Origin of the sequence: Halomonas sp. McD50-4 (assembly GCF_022348135.1) — a bacterium.
GTDB classification, from domain to species: domain Bacteria; phylum Pseudomonadota; class Gammaproteobacteria; order Pseudomonadales; family Halomonadaceae; genus Vreelandella; species Vreelandella piezotolerans.
Map to the genome: position 1 here is coordinate 223170 of NZ_JAKRFG010000006.1, position 18697 is coordinate 241866.

The 18697-nt window shown below is 61.3% G+C and carries 17 protein-coding genes and 1 tRNA gene; 9 read left to right on the top strand and 9 right to left on the bottom strand.

The window, feature by feature from the left end:
* Window positions 1-199: 199 nt before the first annotated feature.
* From MHM85_RS09930 to MHM85_RS09940, 3 genes are all read left to right on the top strand, one after another.
* Window positions 200-1177, top strand: coding sequence for a TAXI family TRAP transporter solute-binding subunit (locus MHM85_RS09930; protein WP_139525947.1), 978 nt, complete (start codon window positions 200-202; stop codon window positions 1175-1177).
* A 98-nt stretch (window positions 1178-1275) separates the two neighbouring features.
* Window positions 1276-3231, top strand: a complete 1956-nt coding sequence (locus tag MHM85_RS09935; RefSeq protein WP_219862186.1) for a TRAP transporter fused permease subunit — start codon at window positions 1276-1278, stop codon at window positions 3229-3231.
* Window positions 3231-4181, top strand: coding sequence for a D-2-hydroxyacid dehydrogenase family protein (locus MHM85_RS09940; protein WP_219862184.1), 951 nt, complete (start codon window positions 3231-3233; stop codon window positions 4179-4181). The genes MHM85_RS09935 and MHM85_RS09940 overlap by 1 nt, the downstream gene beginning before the upstream one ends.
* Before the next feature lie 61 nt (window positions 4182-4242).
* Here the strand turns inward: MHM85_RS09940 and MHM85_RS09945 are convergent, their stop codons facing one another.
* From MHM85_RS09945 to MHM85_RS09965, 5 genes are read right to left on the bottom strand one after another with little or no spacing between them, the layout of a single operon-like run.
* Window positions 4243-4488 carry a formate dehydrogenase subunit delta gene (locus tag MHM85_RS09945; protein WP_219862182.1) on the bottom strand — a complete coding sequence of 82 codons (246 nt, stop codon included), beginning with the start codon at window positions 4486-4488 and terminating at the stop codon, window positions 4243-4245.
* 11 nt (window positions 4489-4499) lie between these two features.
* Window positions 4500-5420: a formate dehydrogenase accessory sulfurtransferase FdhD gene (gene fdhD / locus MHM85_RS09950; protein ID WP_239285804.1), complete on the bottom strand. Its 921-nt coding sequence runs from the start codon at window positions 5418-5420 to the stop codon at window positions 4500-4502.
* Window positions 5345-8230 (bottom strand): formate dehydrogenase subunit alpha, encoded by a 2886-nt coding sequence (fdhF, locus tag MHM85_RS09955; RefSeq protein ID WP_239285806.1) that lies wholly within the window; start codon window positions 8228-8230, stop codon window positions 5345-5347. Before fdhF ends, fdhD begins: the two co-directional genes overlap by 76 nt.
* Window positions 8227-9783: a formate dehydrogenase beta subunit gene (locus MHM85_RS09960; protein WP_219862177.1), complete on the bottom strand. Its 1557-nt coding sequence runs from the start codon at window positions 9781-9783 to the stop codon at window positions 8227-8229. The genes fdhF and MHM85_RS09960 overlap by 4 nt, the downstream gene beginning before the upstream one ends.
* Window positions 9780-10274, bottom strand: a complete 495-nt coding sequence (locus tag MHM85_RS09965; RefSeq protein ID WP_219863964.1) for a formate dehydrogenase subunit gamma — start codon at window positions 10272-10274, stop codon at window positions 9780-9782. The genes MHM85_RS09960 and MHM85_RS09965 overlap by 4 nt, the downstream gene beginning before the upstream one ends.
* A 138-nt stretch (window positions 10275-10412) precedes the next feature.
* Between MHM85_RS09965 and MHM85_RS09970 the strand changes: the two genes are divergently transcribed.
* Together MHM85_RS09970 and MHM85_RS09975 are read left to right on the top strand one after the other, a co-directional pair.
* Window positions 10413-11489 (top strand): substrate-binding domain-containing protein, encoded by a 1077-nt coding sequence (locus MHM85_RS09970; RefSeq protein ID WP_219862175.1) that lies wholly within the window; start codon window positions 10413-10415, stop codon window positions 11487-11489.
* Between the two features lie 85 nt (window positions 11490-11574).
* On the top strand, window positions 11575-12588 hold the full coding sequence (locus MHM85_RS09975; RefSeq protein WP_239285808.1) for a GlxA family transcriptional regulator: 1014 nt from the start codon (window positions 11575-11577) through the stop codon (window positions 12586-12588).
* 18 nt (window positions 12589-12606) lie between these two features.
* Here the strand turns inward: MHM85_RS09975 and MHM85_RS09980 are convergent, their stop codons facing one another.
* From MHM85_RS09980 to MHM85_RS09990, 3 genes are read right to left on the bottom strand one after another with little or no spacing between them, the layout of a single operon-like run.
* Window positions 12607-13869, bottom strand: coding sequence for a TRAP transporter large permease (locus tag MHM85_RS09980; protein ID WP_153843747.1), 1263 nt, complete (start codon window positions 13867-13869; stop codon window positions 12607-12609).
* The gene (locus MHM85_RS09985) at window positions 13866-14387 is read right to left on the bottom strand and encodes a TRAP transporter small permease (RefSeq protein ID WP_219863962.1); all 522 of its coding nucleotides are present in this window, start codon (window positions 14385-14387) and stop codon (window positions 13866-13868) included. Before MHM85_RS09985 ends, MHM85_RS09980 begins: the two co-directional genes overlap by 4 nt.
* Window positions 14387-15385: a TRAP transporter substrate-binding protein gene (locus tag MHM85_RS09990; RefSeq protein WP_219862170.1), complete on the bottom strand. Its 999-nt coding sequence runs from the start codon at window positions 15383-15385 to the stop codon at window positions 14387-14389. Before MHM85_RS09990 ends, MHM85_RS09985 begins: the two co-directional genes overlap by 1 nt.
* Window positions 15386-15539: 154 nt before the next feature.
* On the opposite strand from MHM85_RS09990, the gene MHM85_RS09995 reads away from it, so the two are divergent.
* Window positions 15540-15616, top strand: a tRNA-Arg gene (locus MHM85_RS09995).
* A 158-nt stretch (window positions 15617-15774) separates the two neighbouring features.
* Here MHM85_RS09995 and MHM85_RS10000 read toward each other — a convergent pair.
* On the bottom strand, window positions 15775-16047 hold the full coding sequence (locus MHM85_RS10000; RefSeq protein ID WP_044630232.1) for an antitoxin: 273 nt from the start codon (window positions 16045-16047) through the stop codon (window positions 15775-15777).
* Window positions 16048-16734: 687 nt separating this feature from the next.
* On the opposite strand from MHM85_RS10000, the gene MHM85_RS10005 reads away from it, so the two are divergent.
* The 3 genes from MHM85_RS10005 to MHM85_RS10015 all read left to right on the top strand — a co-directional run bounded on the left by MHM85_RS10005 (window position 16735) and on the right by MHM85_RS10015 (window position 18651).
* Window positions 16735-17187: an anion permease gene (locus MHM85_RS10005; protein ID WP_219862168.1), complete on the top strand. Its 453-nt coding sequence runs from the start codon at window positions 16735-16737 to the stop codon at window positions 17185-17187.
* Between the two features lie 202 nt (window positions 17188-17389).
* Window positions 17390-18211 (top strand): 3-keto-5-aminohexanoate cleavage protein, encoded by an 822-nt coding sequence (locus MHM85_RS10010; protein WP_219862165.1) that lies wholly within the window; start codon window positions 17390-17392, stop codon window positions 18209-18211.
* A gap of 38 nt (window positions 18212-18249) precedes the next feature.
* Entirely contained in the window at window positions 18250-18651 is a 402-nt protein-coding gene (locus tag MHM85_RS10015) for a nuclear transport factor 2 family protein (RefSeq protein ID WP_139525933.1), read from the top strand.
* Window positions 18652-18697 lie beyond the last annotated feature (46 nt).

Below are 18697 nucleotides of genomic sequence, written 5' to 3' on the forward strand. Positions count from 1 at the left end.
CACGTTGGCGGCGCTGCTTTCGCGTTTGGAGAAGGCAGGTTCATCAATGACCAATGTACAGCTCTCTGGATTGGCGGTATCACTTTAGTCACCGTTAAGCGACTCCCCTTGCTGACTCGGTTCTCGGGAGAGGTGCAGTCCAGGCCTCCCACAGCACACAACATCACAACATGCTTCCCGACGCTTTGAGGACATAACAATGATGACGCTAAAATTACGCCACGTACTTCCTGCTTCTCTGCTGGCCGTCAGCGCGCTGACCGCTGCGACTGCCCAAGCGCAAACGGCACTCAACATGGGTTCGGTGCCAACGGGCACGGGTTGGTTCTTTGGTATTTCTGAAGGCGCACGGGTGATCAGCGCCAACACGCCCTACGAAATTACCGTGCGGGAAACCGGCGGCACCCGCGAAAACGCCATACGCCTCACCAACGGTGAACTGGATCTGGCCTTCACCGAGGCGTTAGTGGGCTACGAACAGTACAACGGAGAAGGCCGCTTTGCCGATATGCCCAACCCCGATGTGCGCTTGGTGTACTGGATTGCGCCTTCGACCATGCACTGGGCCGTTCGTCAGGACAGTGGCATCGAGACCTTCGAAGACCTCAACGGTGAGCGCTTCAACCCCAGCAGCATCGGCGGGGGTGGCGAGTACATCACCGAGCAGGTGTTCGGCATCCTAGGCATCGAGCCCGATTTCCAGCGCATGCGCGTCAACGATGCGGCGGAAGGGGTCACCGATGGTCGTTTAGTGGGCTTTAGCTATAACGGCGTACCGCCCATTCCGCTGTTCACCGAAGTGCACTCCTCGCGGCCGCTACAGCTGCTGTCACTCACCGATGAGCAAGTATCGACGGTGACCACTGAGCTGCCCTTCCTGTCGCCCGCCATCGTGCCGGCCGACACCTACACCGGCATGAGCGAAGCGCAGTCGCTGGGCATTTACATGGGCATTGCGGCCACCACCGACCTCGATGCCGATACCGTGTATGAACTCACCAAAGCCTACTGGGAAAATCACGACGAAGTGGCTGCTTCCTTCAAACCTGCGGGCAGCGTCGATCCTCAAACCGTGGTCGATACGGCCACCTTCCCGCTGCATGCTGGCGCGCTGCGCTACTACCAGGAATTAGGGCTGGAGATCCCCGCCGACATCATTCCGCCTGAAGCGCAGTAACCCGCCCATGCCCCCCGCTCTTCTAGGGGCGGGGTGGTTTGCTACTAGCCTGACGCGCCGCCTAGCCTCCCCTTGATAGGCGGCGCGGGAGTTCCCCCATGGAAACCGCAAAAGAATCAGTCGTCGAAAAATACCAGGAGGATGCAGGCAAGCGGCAGCTTACCGGCGCCTGGTTTATGGTGGCCCGCACGGCGGCGGTGGCAATGGCCATTTTCCACCTCTATACCGCCGTCACTGGGCCGGTGAACACCCAAAATGCGGTGCATTTGCTGTTTGCGCTGCCGTTGATCTTTCTGGCGTACCACTGCCGCGTGCGGGATACCCAGCGCATTCCGTGGTTCGATGTCATTCCGATTTTATTGAGCGTGGTGATCAGCGCCTATTACGTTTATCACTTCGATCGCATCATTTATCAGCTGGGCTACTTAATGCCCACGACGCTGGATCTTGTCTTCGGCGTGAGCGCGATTCTACTGTTGCTGGAAGCCTGCCGTCGGGCGATTGGCCTCGCGTTCCCCATTTTGGTGTTGATTGCGTTGGCCTATGCCGCCTTTGGGCAACATCTGCCCGGCGTCTGGGGGCACGGTGGGTTCCGCTGGGATGACCTCGTTGCCACCTTCTATCTAGGGCCGACCGGCATTTTCGGCAGTCTGATGCGCACCTCGTCTACCGTCATTGTCGTGTTCATCATGTTTGGCGCGCTTTTGGTCACCACCGGTGGCGGTGACACCTTCATGCGCCTCTCCAATGCCGCGACGGGCGGTATGGCAGGTGGCCCAGCCAAAGCCGCTACGCTGTGTAGCGCGATGTTCGGCAGCATCAGCGGCAGTACCGCCGCCAACGTCGCCACTACCGGCGTATTCACCATTCCGCTGATGAAGAAAAACGGCTACAGCGCGCGCTTTGCGGCCGCCACGGAGGCCTCTGCCTCGACGGGTGGGCAAATCCTACCGCCGATCATGGGCGCCGCGGCGTTCGTGATGGCTGACGTCATCTCCACGAGCTATTTGGATATCATCAGCGCCGCGCTGATTCCTGCGCTGCTGTTCTACCTTGCCATTTGGATGAGCGTTCACTTCGAAGCCAAACGCCTGGGGTTGAACCCGATCCCGAAAGACCAGCGCCCGACGCTGCGGGAGGGGCTTTTCAATGTCGAAACCCTGCTGCTGCCGCTAGTGGTGCTGATTACCATGCTGGTGCTGCGCTACACGCCCACTACCGCCGCCGTGGCGGCTTACTTCACCGCCATGGGGCTGTACCTGGTGTCGCCGCGCAGCCAAGGCACGCTCTGGGAGCGGGTGAAATCGCTACCGGCCGCGTTGGAAGCCGGGGCAATGACCGCGGCGATGATTGCGGTCATCATCGGCAGCGTAGCGATCATTGCGGCGGTGATCAGCATCACCGGGCTTGGGCTGAAAGTCTCCTCGCTGATTTTGATGGTGAGCGGCGGTGACGTGCTGGTCACACTGCTACTAGCGATGGTGGTGGCCATCATTCTCGGTATGGGCTTACCCACCGTGGCCGCCTATATGCTGGCGGCGTCAGTGGTCGCCGCTGCGTTTGTCGAGGCGGGCTTGCCGAGCCTCTCTGCTCACCTCTTCATTCTCTACTTTGCGATTTTGTCGGGTGTGACGCCTCCGGTGGCGCTGGCGGCCTACATTGGCGGGGCGATTGCGGGATCCCACTGGTTCCGTACGGCACTGACGGCGACGAAAATTTCCTTGGGCGGTTTCCTGATTCCGTTTATGTTTATCTACCATCCGCCGCTGCTCGGGCAGGGCTCCAAGCTGGACATCGCCATGGCGGTGGCCTCGGGAGTGCTGGGCATCATCGCCTTGGCGGCCTCGACGATCGGCTACTTTGCCCGCCCCTGCTCCTGGATAGAGCGCGGTTTGCTGCTGTTTGCCGCGCTGATGCTGATCAACGGTCAGGTCATGACGGACGTCGTAGGTATTGCCGTCATCGTCGGCATCTTCGCCTGGCAGCGGTTTTTTAGCCATGCCGCTAAAGGGGATCGCTCTTTAGCGCGTTCACCGAGCAAGGAGCCGCTTTGATGCACATCGTCATTCCCGATGATTACCAGGATTGCGTGCGTGAACTCGATGCCTTCGCCAAGCTGGCGGGGCACCGGGTCACCATTTACAACGACACCGTCAGCGAGGAAGACGCGCTGGTCGAGCGCTTTCAAGACGCCGACGCGCTGGTGCTGATTCGCGAGCGCACGCCGATCACCGCGTCGTTGCTGGCGCGGCTACCCAAGCTCAAGCTGATCAGCCAAACCGGCGGCGGCGCGGCCCATGTGGACATGGCCGCCTGCCGCGAGCACGGTGTGGTGGTACTGGCCGGTACCGGCTCGCCCTATGCGGCGGCCGAGCTGACCTGGGGGCTGGTGCTCTCGGCCATGCGACGCATTCCCGAAGAGGTGGCAAACCTCCAGGCAGGCCGCTGGCAGCGGACCCTGGGCACTGGCTTGAAAGGGCGCACGCTGGGCGTATTTGGCTACGGCAAAATTGGTCAGTTGGTCGCCCGCTACGGCCAGGCGTTTGAGATGAACGTGCTGGTATGGGGACGTGAAGGCACCCGCCAGCGGGCCGCTGCGGCGGGGCTTGAGGTCGCGGCCTCGCAAGAGGATTTCTTCCAGCGCAGCGATGTGCTCAGCCTGCACCTGCGCTTGAACCCGGAAACCCGCGGCATCGTGACGGCCGCGAATTTGGCCAGCATGAAGCCAACCGCCGTGCTGGTGAATACCAGCCGCGCGCCGTTAGTGGAGGCGGGCGCGTTGGAAGCAGCGCTGAAAGCGGGTCGCCCTGGCATGGCCGCCGTGGATGTGTTCGATGAAGAGCCGGTGGTGGAACATACGCTGCTGGCGCTGCCCAACTTTCTGGCCACGCCTCACCTGGGCTATGTAGAGAAAGATAGCTACGAGCTCTATTTTGGCGATGCGTTCGAAAACGTGCTGGCATTCGAGACGGGCACGCCTGGGCGCAACTTAGCGGAGGCGTAAGCGTCCGTAGCGAGGCAAGCGGGGTTGCCCTTGGGCAACCCCGCTTGCATGGGCGCTTGCCTTATCCCGCTTGGCGCTCGGCAAGCCGCTCTTCCAACAGATCGACAGCGCGCTTGGCCAGCAAAGAGAGGTCGTTATCGTCGTGCTTGGAGATGGCGACTAGGCGCTGTTTCATCGAGCGCGCCCAGAACGTCTCCAGATGACGGCAGGTGGCGGCGGCGGCAGCCTCCTCATCGCGGCCGCCGCCCAGGTTGGCGGCGATCTGATTGGTCATGTTGACCAGCTGCTTTTCGTGGTTCGACGACATGGTGTGGCTCCTTAGCCATGGGCCACCGCCGCCGTGGCGGGGCGATGATAGATCAAGTGGCGGCCGGGCCGTGCAAAGCCTGCCAGAAAGAGCCCTGCGGTTTGGGCCTGCTCAACGGCCAGCGACGTCGCCGCCGAGACGGCCACCAGGGCGCCGATGCCCACGCTGGCACATTTATGGACCATCTCGTAGCTGGCACGGCTGGTGACCAGTACGAAGCCGCTGGCCAAAGGCGCGTTCTCGCGCGCTAGGGTACCGATCAGTTTGTCGAGGGCGTTATGGCGCCCCACGTCCTCGCACACCCGCTGAACGCGTCCCTGCAGATCGCACCAGGCCGCGCCGTGGCTGGCGCCCGTCACGGCCTGGAGCGGCTGGTGGGCGAACAGCTCCTGAAGCGCGCGCTGGATGGCGGCGTCGCTCAGCGACGGCGCGGTGACCGCTGGGATCGGGCGGATGGCCTGCTCCAGCGCTTCGGTGCCGCACAGCCCGCAGCCGGTCCGCCCGGTCAGGCTGCGCCGTCGCTGCTTGAGCTCGGCCATGCGCTGACTGGCAATGGTGAGGTGAATGGCCAGGCCGCCGGATGCTTCGTGAACCTCCAGGTCGTAGCACTCGTCGACGCTGTGCAGAATGCCTTCGGTCAGGCTAAGCCCCAGCGCGAACGCCTCCAAATCCGTCGGGCTGGCCATCATCACCGCGTGCGAAATTCCGTTGTAGACCAGCGCGACCGGCTGCTCCAGGGCCAGGCCATCCTCGTGGGTGTCGGCATGCCAGCCGTTGCTGCCGCGGCGCTCCTCCACCGGCAGGCGCATGAGCGCGGCCTCGGCCGAAGCCGAGGCATGGCGGGTGTCCGCTGCGCTCATGGCGCCTCCTGGTGCGCCTTGGCCAAATGGTCGCGCTGGGCCTGATCGAAGGCGTTGAAACGCTGTTGCCAAGCCGATGGCTGGCTGACTTTTTCTACCTGCACGGCGGTCACTTTGTATTCGGGGCAGTTGGTGGCCCAGTCCGAGTTGTCCGTGGTGATCACGTTCGCCCCGCTACCTGGATGGTGGAAGGTCGTATAGACGACTCCGGGCTGCATACGTTCGCTGAGTCGGGCGCGCAGCACCGTCTGGCCTGAGCGGCTGGTAATACCCAGCCAGTCGCCGTCGCGCACGCCGCGTACCTCGGCGTCAGACGGGTGTAGCTCCAGCACGTCCTCGTCGTGCCAGTACTGATTGTCGGTGCGCCGGGTCTGGGCGCCCACGTTGTACTGGCTGAGAATGCGGCCGGTGGTGAGTAGCAGCGGGAAGCGGCGGTTGGTGCGCTCTTCCGTCGCCACGTACTCGGTGATCGCAAAGCGGCCCAGGCCAATGGGGAATTCGTGCTCGTGCATGGTCGGCATGCCCAGCGGGTAGTCGGCGTTACATGGCCACTGCAGGCTGCCGTGCTCCTCCAGCTTGGCGTAGCTAACGCCCGCGAAACTCGGGGTGAGCTGCGCGATCTCATCCATGATCTCGGAGGGATGGGTATAGTGCATCGGGTAGCCCAGGGCGTTGGCCAGCGCCTGGGTGACTTGCCAATCTTCCATGCCCGCCACGGCGGGCATCACTTTACGTACCCGGTTGATGCGCCGCTCGGCGTTGGTGAAAGTGCCGTTCTTCTCCAGGAAGCTCGATCCCGGCAGCAGTACGTGGGCGAACTTGGCCGTCTCGTTGAGGAAGATATCCTGCACGATCAGGCAGTCCAGCGACGAGAGCGCTGCCTCGACGTGCTGGGTGTTGGGGTCGGACTGGGCAATGTCCTCGCCCTGTACGTAGAGCGCCTTGAAGCTCCCTTCGATGGCGGCATCGAACATGTTGGGAATGCGCAGGCCCGGTTCGTCGTCGAGCTTCACGCCCCACACGGCCTCGAAGCGGCCACGGGCGATGGGGTCGGCGACGTGCTGATAGCCCGGCAACTCGTGGGGGAAGGAGCCCATGTCGCAGGAGCCCTGCACGTTGTTCTGGCCGCGCAGCGGATTCACACCCACGCCTTCGCGGCCGATGTTGCCGGTGGCCATGGCGAGGTTGGCGATGCCCATCACCATGGTCGAGCCCTGGCTGTGCTCGGTGACGCCCAGGCCGTAGTAGATCGCGCCGTTGTCGGCGGTGGCGTAGGTGCGTGCCGCTTGGCGCACGGCCTCGGCGGGCACGCCGGTGATGCTTTCGCTGGCTTCCGGCGAGTGGCGCGGGTCTTCGATGAAGGCGCGCCAGCTCTGGTACGCCTCGCTATCGCAGCGCCGAGCCACGAAGGCCGTGTCTTCGAGGCCTTCGCTGATGACCACGTGGGCCAGCGCGTTGACCAGCGCGACGTTGGTGCCCGGGCGCAGCGGCAGGTGCTGGGCCTCGCCCATGTGCGGCGTTTTCAAGAGGTCGATACGGCGCGGGTCGGCGACGATCAGCTTGGCCCCTTGGCGCAGGCGCTTGCGCATTTGCGAGGCGAACACCGGGTGGGCGTCGGTGGGGTTGGCGCCGATCACGATGATCGCGTCGGCCTTCATCACCGAGTCGAAAGTTTGCGTGCCGGCCGACTCGCCCAGCGTGGTCTTCAGGCCGTAGCCGGTGGGCGAGTGGCATACCCGCGCGCAGGTATCGGTATTGTTGTTGCCGAACGCCGCACGAATCAGCTTCTGAACCAAATAGGTCTCTTCGTTGGTGCAGCGGGAAGAGGTGATACCCCCGATGCTTTCGCGACCGTAGCGCGCCTGGGTCCCCTGTAGGCGGCGGGCGGCGAAACCGATGGCCTCCTCCCAGGAGACGCTGCGCCAAGGCTGGTCGATGCTGTCACGGATCATGGGCTCGCGGATGCGATCCTTGTGCGTGGCGTAGCCGAAGGCGAAGCGTCCTTTGACGCAGGAGTGACCGTGATTGGCGTCGCCGCCTTTGTAGGGCACCATGCGGATCAGCTTGTCGCCCTTCATCTGCGCTTCGAAGGAGCAGCCCACGCCGCAGTAGGCGCAGGTGGTCACCACGCTTCTGTCCGGCACGCCCTGGTCGATTACGCTCTTCTCCATCAGCGTGGCGGTGGGACAGGCCTGCACGCAGGCGCCGCAGGAGACGCAGTCCGAGTCCATGAAGGCGTCGTTCTGGCCCGCCGACACCTTGGAGTCGAAGCCCCGGCCGTCGATGGTCAGCGCGAAGGTGCCCTGCACCTCGTCACAGGCGCGCACACAGCGCGAGCAGACGATGCACTTGCTCGGGTCGAAGGTGAAGTAGGGGTTGGACTCGTCCTTGACCGCTTCCAGGTGGTTCTCGCCGCTGAAGCCGTAGCGCACCTCGCGCAGGCCGACGCTACCCGCCATGTCCTGCAGTTCGCAGTCGCCATTGGCCGGGCAGGTCAAGCAGTCCAGCGGGTGGTCGGAGATGTAGAGCTCCATCACGTTACGGCGCAGCTTGGCGAGCCGCGCGTTTTGCGTCGTTACCTTCATGCCTTCCGCGACTGGCGTGGTGCAGGAGGCGGGCAGGCCGCGACGCCCTTCGATTTCGACGGCGCACAGGCGGCAAGAGCCAAACGCCTCGAGATTGTCGGTGGCGCAGAGCTTGGGGATGCTGATATCGGCAAGGGCGGCGGCGCGCAGTACGGAGGTGCCTTCCGGCACGCTGAGCGTGACACCGTCGATCTCGAGGTTGACGTTGGCCGCACCGGGGGCTGGCGCGGGGGTGCCGAAGTCGCGGCTGAAGTCGACGCTGTTGGCCTGACGGCGGGGATCGAAATGTTGGATCATGAGTACTCTCCATTCGCCGGGCGCTGGAAGTCGCCGGGGAAGTGTTTCAACGCGCTCTGTACCGGGAATGGGGTCATGCCGCCCATGGCGCAGAGCGAGCCATCCACCATCGTGTCGCAAAGGTCACTGAGCAGCGCGAGATTGGCCTCGCGATTGTCGTCGGCGCGAATGCGGTCGATCACCTCTACGCCACGGGTCGAGCCAATGCGGCAGGGGGTGCACTTACCACAGGACTCCACCTTGCAGAACTCCATCGAGAAGCGCGCCTGCTCGGCCATGTCGACGCTGTCGTCGAACATCACCACGCCGCCGTGACCAATGCCTGCGCCTACCTCGGCGAAGGTTTCGTAATCCAGCGGCATGTCCCATTGGCTCTCGGGCAGATAGGCGCATAGCGGGCCGCCTACCTGGACGGCGCGCAACGGCTTACCGGTGAGCGTGCCGCCACCAAACTCCTCCATCAGCGTGCGCAAGGTGGTGCCAAAGGCCAGCTCCACCAGTCCGCCACGCTTGACGTTACCCGCTAGCTGAAGCGCCAGCGTGCCCTTCGAACGGCCCATGCCGTAGTTCGCGTAGGCGCTGCCGCCCTCGGCAAGAATGAACGGCACGGCGGCCAGCGAGAGAACGTTATTGACGACGGTGGGGCGGCCGAAGAGCCCCTCGATGGCGGGTAGCGGCGGTTTGAAGCGCACCAGGCCGCGTTTGCCCTCCAGGCTTTCGAGTAGCGAGGTTTCCTCGCCGCAGATATAGGCACCGGCCCCCAGGCGGACTTCCAAGTGGAAGGTGTGGCCGCTCTGGCGAATGTCGTCACCCAGGTAGCCCGCTTGTTCGGCGCGGGCGATGGCCTCGTCGAGCACTTTTTTCGCCAGCGGGTACTCCGAGCGCAGGTAGATATAGCCCTGGGTGGCGCCCACGGCGAGCCCGGCGATGGTCATGCCCTCGATGAGCATGTAGGGGTCGCACTCCATGGCCAGTCGGTCGGCGAACGTGCCGGAGTCGCCCTCGTCGGCATTGCAGACGATGTACTTCTGGTCGGCGGGGGCATCCAGTACCGTTTGCCACTTGATGCCGGTGGGGAACGCCGCGCCGCCGCGCCCGCGTAGTCCGGACGCCTTCACTTCATCGACGATAGCCTGAGGCGTCAGCGTTAGTGCGGCCTCCAAACCGGCGAAACCGCGGTGGGCTTGATAGTCGTCGATGGAGAGCGGGTCGGTGATGCCGATACGGGCAAAGGTCAGGCGCTGCTGGCGGGCGAGGTACTCGATCTCGTCGGTGCGCCCCAGCGCCAGCGGATGGCTGACACAGCCTTCCAGCAGGCCGCTATCGAGCAGCTCGGGGACGTCGCTGGGCGTGACCGGCCCGTAGGCGAAGCGCCCTTTGGGGGTCTCCACCTCGATCATGGGCTCTAGCCAGAACAGCCCTCGCGAGCCGTTGCGCACCAGGGTGATGCCCTCGTGCCGGGCGGCGGCGTCGCGCTCCAGGCGGCGCGCGATGGTATCGGCACCCAATGACAGCGCGGTGGTTTCCCGGGGAACGAAGACGCGCACGCTCATGAGATCATCTCCAGGGGCTGCGTCTGTAGCTCGTCCATCAGGGTATCGAACGCCTCGGGTGTAATGCGGCCGCGTACCTCGTCGTTCACGCGGACCGACGGGCCGCAGGCGCAGTTGCCCAGGCAGTAAACGGCTTCCAGGGTGATCTCTCGATCCGGGGTGGTCTGGTGGTAATCGACCCCCAGGCGCGCCTTCACGTGGGCCTCGAGCGCCCGCCCACCGACCGCCTGGCAGGCTTCGGCGCGGCACACCTGTACTACGTGGCGGCCTGGCGGCGTGGTGCGAAAATGGTGATAAAAGGTAATGACGCCGTGCACCTCCGCGCGGGTCGTCTTCAGCGACTCGGCGATCAGGGGAATGGCGTCTGATGGCACGAAGCCGAAGCGATCCTGCAAGGCGTGGAGGATCGGTAGCAGCGCGCCTGGTAGGTGTTTGAGCGCATCGATCTCGGCTTGGATCGACGGCAGCGACCATTTTGGAGACCCGTTCATCATGTCTCTCCCCGGTGCAAATTGTTGATTATAAATATGCACGTTTTTGCCTATATTTGAATGGTCATTTCGCGTGCATCACGGTTAATTTCACGCTAGCATCAAGTTACGAGCTAAAAAATATGAAAGTTTGTGCCAATGAAAAAAATCTCCGTCATTCCTAGCTGGTGCTTTCGAGACGAGGCGGGACATCAGCTCGACGTACAGTTACTTCGCCTGCTGGGCGCGGTCTATCGACGGGGTAAGTTAACCAAAGCCGCCGCAGAGGTGGGTGTCTCATACCGGCATGCCTGGAACGTATTGCGTCAGGGCGACGATTTCTTTGGCGTGCCGCTCGTGGAACTCCAACGGGGACGCGGTGCCAAGCTATCGCTGCTCGGCGAAAAACTGCTGTGGGCCGAACAGCGCGCGATGGCTCGTCTAGGGCCACAGCTGGAAAGTCTCGGCTCGGAGCTCAACCTCACCATTCAGCAGCTTTGCCAGGGAGCCTCGTCGGTGCTGCGGCTGCACGCCAGCCACGGCTTTGCGGTGGAGCTGTTGCCCAAGCACCTGGAAGCGCTGCCGCTGGATCTGCAGTACTGTAGCCCCCATGAGTCGCTGGTCGCGCTCGAGCGAGGGGCGTGCGACGTAGCAGGGTTTCATCTGCCGCGTGGCTCGGTCGGCGAACGTGTGAGGGCCACGTATGACGGTCTACTCAAGCCCCAGCAGCATCGGGTGATCGGTTTCATTGCCCGCACCCAGGGGCTGATGGTGGCCCGCGGTAACCCACTGGGTATCGACGCGATCACCTCGCTGAACGCGAGCGGCATTCGCTTCGTGAATCGTCAACGCTCGTCAGGTACACGCTCGCTGCTAGACTGCCTATTGGAAGAGTCGCACGTGCCTAGTCATCAGATTCGCGGCTTTGATATCGAGGAGTACACCCACTCCGCCGTCGCCGCCTACGTGGCGGCCGGCATGGCCGACGTCGGTTTTGGGGTGGAGGCAGCCGCCCAAAAATTTGGGCTCGATTTCCTTCCGCTGGCCACCGAGGATTACCTGCTGGCCTGCCACCACCGCGCCTTGAAAGAGCCCCGCGTTCAGCTCTTTTTGAAGACGCTGCGCGGTGCGCCTTTCCAGGAGGCCGTCAGCCAGCTACCGGGGTACGCCCCCAGCCGGTGCGGTGAGGTGATGTCGGTAGACGAAGTGCTCGACGCGATCGACCCTCCTTCGTGAACGACGTTCGAGAAAAACCACGGCTGCCAATGGACATCGAGGGCACATGCGAGACCGGTTCTCTAGCACGTTAAAGAGCAAGAATTTGCCCTACATTACGCCTTCCGAGGAGCGTGATACGCCCCACGGCACGCGTCGCGTCGCATTCGTTCTGTTGGAGCACTTTTCGATGATGGCGCTTACCGGCGCGGTGGATGCGCTGGTGACCACCAACCTGATGAAAGCCGCCACGCTGTACGACGTGGTGGTGGTGGGCGGCGAGTCGGGCGCCACGATGTCCGACTTGGGCATCGAGGTGACCACCGACCTATCGCTCGACGCGTTCGATAGCGCTGCACCGCCGGTCGATGTGTTGATCGTCTGCGGGGGGCTGCGCGTGCAGCCCAAGTCGACGCCGCTGCTACGTAACCGGCTGAGAAGCGCCGATGCTCAGGGCATCGTGCTGGGTGGGCTGTGGAACGGTGCCTATTTTCTGGCAGAGGCGGGGCTGCTGAGCGGTTATCAGTGCGCTTATCATCCGGATGGTCGGGCGATGATGGCCGAGCAGTTTTGGGATGTCGCCGTGACCAGCCGTAGCTTCATCGTGGACCGCAACCGGCTGAGCTGCGCCGGTGCCAGCAGTTCGCTGAGCATGATGCTCGAGGTGGTGCGCGCGGACTGCGGCAACGCCGTGGTCGCGGCGGTGGAGGAGATGTTGAGTTGCGACAAGGGGCTCGATTCGCCGGATATCTCGACGCTCAACGTCGACCAAAACCCGACCCTACCCGAAAAGCTCAAAGTCTCCTTGCAGCTCATGAAGAACAATATCGAAGAGCCGCTGACGATTGCCGAAATCGCCAACTGGGTCAACATTTCGCGACGTCAGTTAGAGCGCATGTTTTGCACGTACGTCGATGCCAACCCCTCGCGCTACTACATGGAGCTTCGCTTGACCCGAGCGCGGCAGCTGCTGCAGCAAACCAACAAGCCCGTGGCCGAGGTGGCGGTGGCCACGGGCTTCGTCAGTATCTCCCATTTTCGCAGCTGTTTTTATCAACTGTTCGACGTCACGCCCGGCCAGTTTCGGAAGTCGTGCCAAGCCAGCGGCCACGCGCAGTAAACCGCGCGGTGCTTGGCGTCAGCTTCCCGACCAGCCCAGCAGGATGGGCACGTAGACCACCAGCAGCAGCACGCCAATCAGCCCTAGCAGATAAGGGATGATGGCGCGGGTGATCCGCTCCAGCGGCAGTTGGGTCACGGACGACGCCACGTAGAGGTTGATCGCCACGGGCGGGGTTATCATGCCAATCGATAGCCCCACCACGATGATCAGCCCGAAGTGGATCGGGTCGATGCCCAGCTGCAGCACCAGCGGCAGCAGTACCGGGGTGAGGATGATCAAAGCGCTGGCCGTTTCGATGAATACCCCAGTGAGCAGAATGATTCCCACGATCAGTAGCATGATCACGTAAGGGTTGGTGGAGAGCGACAGCACTGCCTGGGCAATCGCGCCGGGCACCTGCCAGCTAGAGAGCGTCCAGCTCAGCACCGCCGACATGGCGATCACCAGCATGATCACCGCCGTGGTCATCGCCGAGCGAATCAACAGCTTGTACACCTGGGGCAGGGTCAAGTCGCGATACACGAAGAGCGACACCAGCAGGGCGTAGTTCACCGCCACCACGGCGGCTTCCGACGGCGTGAAAATTCCCGAAAAGATGCCCCCTAGAATGATCACCGGGGTCATCAAGCCCCAACTCGCGGCCTTGAACGTGCGCCACATGGTGGCCAGCGACAGCGGGGTTCCTTTCGGGTACTGGCGTTTGTACGCCTGGGTAATGGCGATGGCCATGAGGGCCACGCCCATCGCCAGCCCCGGCAAAAAGCCGTTCAAGAACAGTTCGGAAACCGACTGCTGGGCGATGACCGCGTAGATGATCATCGGCACCGACGGGGGAATCACCACGCCAATGGTACCGCTGGCGGCAATCAGGCTGGCCGCCGAGGCGGGGTCGTAGCCTTTGCGCTTGAGCTCCGGCACCAGGCTTGAGCCCACCGCCGCCGTGGTGGCCGCGCCGGAGCCAGAAATGGCCGCGAAGAACATGCCCGCCATGACGGACACCACCGACAAGCCGCCGCGCATGAAGCCCACCAGCGAATCGGCAAAGCTCACCAGGCGCTCGCTAACCTTGCCCTGGGCCATTAAATCCCCGGCCAGAATGAACATCGGAATGGCCACCAGAGCAAAGGAGTTGATGCCCTGGAACATCTGCTGGGTGACCACCATCAGCGGCACGCCGGATTGATACAGCGCGTAGAGTGTACTGGCCCCAATCGCAAAGGCAATCGGCACGCCTAGCAGCATGAACAGAAAGAACAGCCCGAACAGCAGCAGGGTCATAACGACGCCTCCTGGGACGGGGGCAGCTCGCCGTTCACCAGTAGCTCGACTATATCGACCAGCGCATACCACGCCATGATCGCCGCGCAGACCGGCATCACGGCGTAGACATAGGTCATCGAGAGCCGTAGCGAAGCGGATTTCTGGAAGCTCTGCACCTGCATATAGCGGTAGCCGATGACGACCAGCGTGATCATGAACGCCACCACAATCGCCAGCGCCGTCAGCCTGGCCAGCTTGCGCATCGGGAGGGGCAAGGCATCCACCGCGAAACTGACCGCGATATGTCGCCCGCGCTGAAACGCCAGCGTGCCCGCGAGAAAGGTGATCCACACCAGCAGAAACCGCGCGACCTCTTCGGTCCAACCCACGGCGCTGAACAGCACCCGCGAAACGATCTGTAGCGTGATCACACCGATCAACGCCGCCATGCCTGCAAACACCACGGGCTGGATGATGGCATCCAGCCCGCGTTCAATGCGTTGCAGCAGCGTCAACAGAGGCTGTGCAAACGACATCACTGTTGCAGCGCCTCCTGAATACGCGGCAGGTAGTCACCGAACTGCTCACCGTACTTCTCGTACACCGGCGCAACGGCGGATTGGAAGGCTTCCATGTCCGGGGTGTCGTTGATCTCCATACCCGCGTCGCGCAGCGCCTGCAACTGCTCCGCTTCCATCGCTGCGTTCACCTGGCGCTCGTGCTCGGCAGCTTCCTGGGCGGCTTCTTCCAATACTGCTTGGGCAGCCTCGGGGAGCTGGTTCCAGGCGGGCATGCCCATCACGAAGATCGCCGGTGCGTAGGTGTGGCGCGAGAGCGTCATGTAGTTCTGGGTTTCATCCAGGTTGAACGAGTGGATCACGTTCACCGGGTTCTCCTGGCCGTCGATGGTGCCCTGCTGCATGGCGGTGAGCGCTTCGGTCCAGGCCATGGGGATCGCATTGGCCCCCAGCTCGCGGAAGGTATCGGTGTAGACCGGGTTTTCCATCACGCGGATGCGCAGGCCGTCCAGGTCTTCCGGCGAGTTAACGGCGCGTTCGCTGTTGGTCAGGTTACGGAAACCGCGTTCGGCGTAAGCCAAGCCTTTCAGGTTTACGTCCGCCAGCTTATCCAACAGCTCCTGGCCGATGGGACCATCCAGCACGCTATAGGCGGCTTCCGGGGAGGGGAACAGGAACGGCAGTTCGAAGACCGCCATCTCTTCGACAAAGTTGGCCACCGGCCCGTTGGTGATCACGCCCATGTCCACGGTGCCGATCTGCATGCCTTCCAGCAGCGTGCGCTCATCGCCCAGCGAGGCGTTGGGGAAGATCTCGATGTTCACCTTGCCATCGGTGCGCTCTTCCACCAGCTCTTCGAACTTGGTGGCCGCGATATGGAAGCCATCCTGTTCGTTGACCACGTGGGCCAAGCGCAGCGTGACCGGGTCCATATCCGCAAAATCGTTGGCGTTCGCGGCGCTGACCAGCGCCAGTGAGATGCCCAGTGCCAGCGTACTACGTGCAAATGTTTTCATTTATTATGTTCCCAATATGACCAAAGGGGGTTAGAGGTGCAAAAGTGCCCCAAGAGCATGCACCACCGCAGGGAAAACGGTCAATCACAAGGCGGCCTAAAACCGCCCCGCCGCTAGACACGGCCCGCCCACACGGGTACGATACGCACCCAAAGCGCCCGTAGCTCAGTTGGATAGAGTGTCGGCCTCCGAAGCCGAAGGTCGCAGGTTCAATTCCTGCCGGGCGCGCCAAATTGAAAAAATGGCCTGCGATTTCTCGCAGGCCATTTTTGTTTGGCTGGCTTCGCTTATGAGCGATTATTTAGATAATCCCATGCAGCCCTTGTAGCATGTGCCCCATGTAATGAAACCTAAGGCGCTACGTCATAGGCGCCGCAACAGTGTATTAGCTACCGATCCTCATGTAAGCGACCTTCCACATACTTGTGAAGGATACTGGCAACCAGTGTTTGATAGGGAATACCTTCGGCCAGCGCCTTCTTCTGGAGCCCCCTGAGATCCTTGGAAGAAAGCCTGATGTTGATACGGGCATCTTTTTTGAACATAGCGTCGGCGTACTGTTGATGCCGCGCTTTCCTATCCTTTACATCTGGTGCGCGCTGCATTTCATCTGCTTCAAAAGCATCCAGGATTTCCAGCTCTTCTTTATCCAACCTGCTCATTTCGGACCTCCCAAATAGGTTTTGGTCGCCTTCCGGCTCGGGATGATCGTTTTCAGAAAAACCTCATCCTCTGACTCCACGAAGGGTACGAGGTATGCATACTCCTCTATCTCAATCACATGGATTTGTTGACCCGGATACCGCTCCTGATTCGGATGCTCAAACGTATCTAGGATACCTCCGATCGAGATGTGAAAAACCACATCCTCAAACGAGATATCTCTTTCCACTCGGAGAAGTTTGTTCTTCTCTGGGTTCCATGTGATCGTTTTCATAGGTAGAGCGTAGCACGTTGTGTGCTCTTTGTACTCAATTCCTGGTGCCTCGTTAGGACTTTTTACCACTCAGTTGGGCCTTTATTTCCTCAACCTGTACCAAAAAGGAGCGCGTTGATACGTCAATGGCCCTTGCTCGGCAATAAAGACTAATCGTGAAATCCATTAGTCGTAAGCCATACGTCGCACGGATGAGCAAGGAGACGAGGTGTTGGTAGTCTTCTCCCAAAAAGATGGGGAGTGGATAGCCCCTGGAAGCTCGATTCATCGTTTCTGTTGTGTAGGGAGGGTGTGTGCTTGGGCGGTGCGGTTTGTCCGGGTATGCACATCAACCTGAGAGGTATTGGCGGCATTGCGCGTCCGTCGTGACACTGATTTGCACGTTATTTCTATTCCGATGCAGGTCATTGCCATGTCGCACTCCACTGGGGCCGTTGAGCCAGCGCCCTCTATTGAAGCCTCGGCTTTCAAGCCGATGTCTCTTGTTCTGGGCGTTCTAGTAAGTTTGGGAGTTTTCTTCCTTTTGCCCGAAACGCTGGCCTTCAATGCGCGTCTCGTCGCTGGCATTGCAATGCTGATGGCCACCTGGTGGATGACAGAGGCGATTCCCATTCCGGCGACATCGCTGCTTCCGCTCGTATTGTTCCCCTTTTTCGATATTGCGTCGGTCGGTGTGACCGCTGCGCCCTATGCCCATAGCATCGTCTTTCTCGTCTTGGGTGGCGTACTGCTGGGCTTGGCAACGCAGCGCTGGAATTTACATCGCCGCTTTTGCCGTGAGCTGTGCCTTTATGCTGCCGGTCGCAACGCCTTCCAATGCCGTGGCGTTCGCCACGGGAGATCTGCCTATCCAAAGCATGATTAGAGCAGGAATCTGGCTCAATGTCATCGGCTTTCTGGTGATCATGGTGGCGCTCTACACCATCGTACCGTTGGTCTTCGATGTCTCTTTCTAACCCGTGATGCTCAATGTCGTTGGTCGCCCTGTTGATTTGAAGATGCCAGATAGACGACCTAAAGTGTTCGTTATACAAATTAATGTTCGCAATAAGAACAAAGAGGCTCCCATGTCCCAGCCCTGCATTATCTGTGTCGCCATTACCGGCAGTCTGCCACGCAAAGAGAACAACCCAGCCGTACCGATTACGGTCGAAGAGCAGGTTGAGAGCACTCAGGCGGCGTTCGAAGCAGGGGCGACTATTGCCCACTGCCATGTGCGCAATGAGGATCAAACCCCCTCATCCGATCCTGAGAAGTTTGGTCGCCTCATGGAAGGGCTCAAGAAGTACTGCCCGGGAATGATTATTCAGCTCTCTACTGGTGGGCGTTCGGGGGCTGGGGAAGCACGCGGCGGCATGCTGCCGCTCAAACCTGACATGGCCAGTCTCTCGGTGGGTTCCAATAACTTTCCCAACCGTGTCTACGAGAATCCGCCCCAACTGGTGGAGTGGCTGGCCGATGAGATGCTCAAGTACGACGTTAAGCCTGAAATCGAAGCGTTCGACCTGTCGCATATTCACCAGGCCGTGAGCCTTTCTCAGCAGGGCAAACTAAAGACGCCGCTCTATGTGCAGTTTGTCATGGGGGTGAAGAATGCGATGCCAGCGGACAAGCCCACCTTCGATTTCTACATCAAGACGCTCAAGCGGCTGGCGCCGGATGCGCAGTGGTGCGGTGCAGGCATTGGTGCCCATCAGTACCTACTCAACGAGTGGTCGATTGCGGCTGGCGGCCATACCCGTACGGGGCTCGAAGATAATGTGCGCTTGGATAGTGACACCTTGGCGCCCTCCAACGCGGTGTTGGTCGAGCGCACCGTAGCCCTTTGCGAAAAGTATCAGCGCCCGGTGGCTACTTGGCAGCAAGCGCGTGAGATGCTTGGGTTATAACGATAAGAAACAACCACTTGATAAGCAGGAGTGACGAGATGGTAGATACCACGATGGTCGGTGATGCACCTGACATCGACGAGATTAAACGAGTCGTGCAGCTATATGTCGATGGTTTTCGAGGCAGTAGGCAGAAGCTGGAGGAGGCGTTTCATCAAGAGGCGTGGATTTTTGCGCTGGACGCGGCGGGTGCCTTGGCAACCGATCTCATTAGCGACCGTTTTGAGCGATGGGCGAATAGCCAGCGGCAGGTCAAGAGCCGTTTCATTGCCATCACCCAGGCCGGGGAGGTCGCCAGCGTGCTATTAGGATTCGATAATAGCGACAACCTTGAAGATTCTTGGGTCGACGTGATTGCGCTGATCAAAATCGATGGTAAATGGAAAATTACCAATAAGACGGCTGCGCACAGCAGCCGCGCATCCTGGGCCCAGCCGTAAACGCGCGGCAAAGGCATACCGACGGAATGAAACGGCAGGGCCTCGC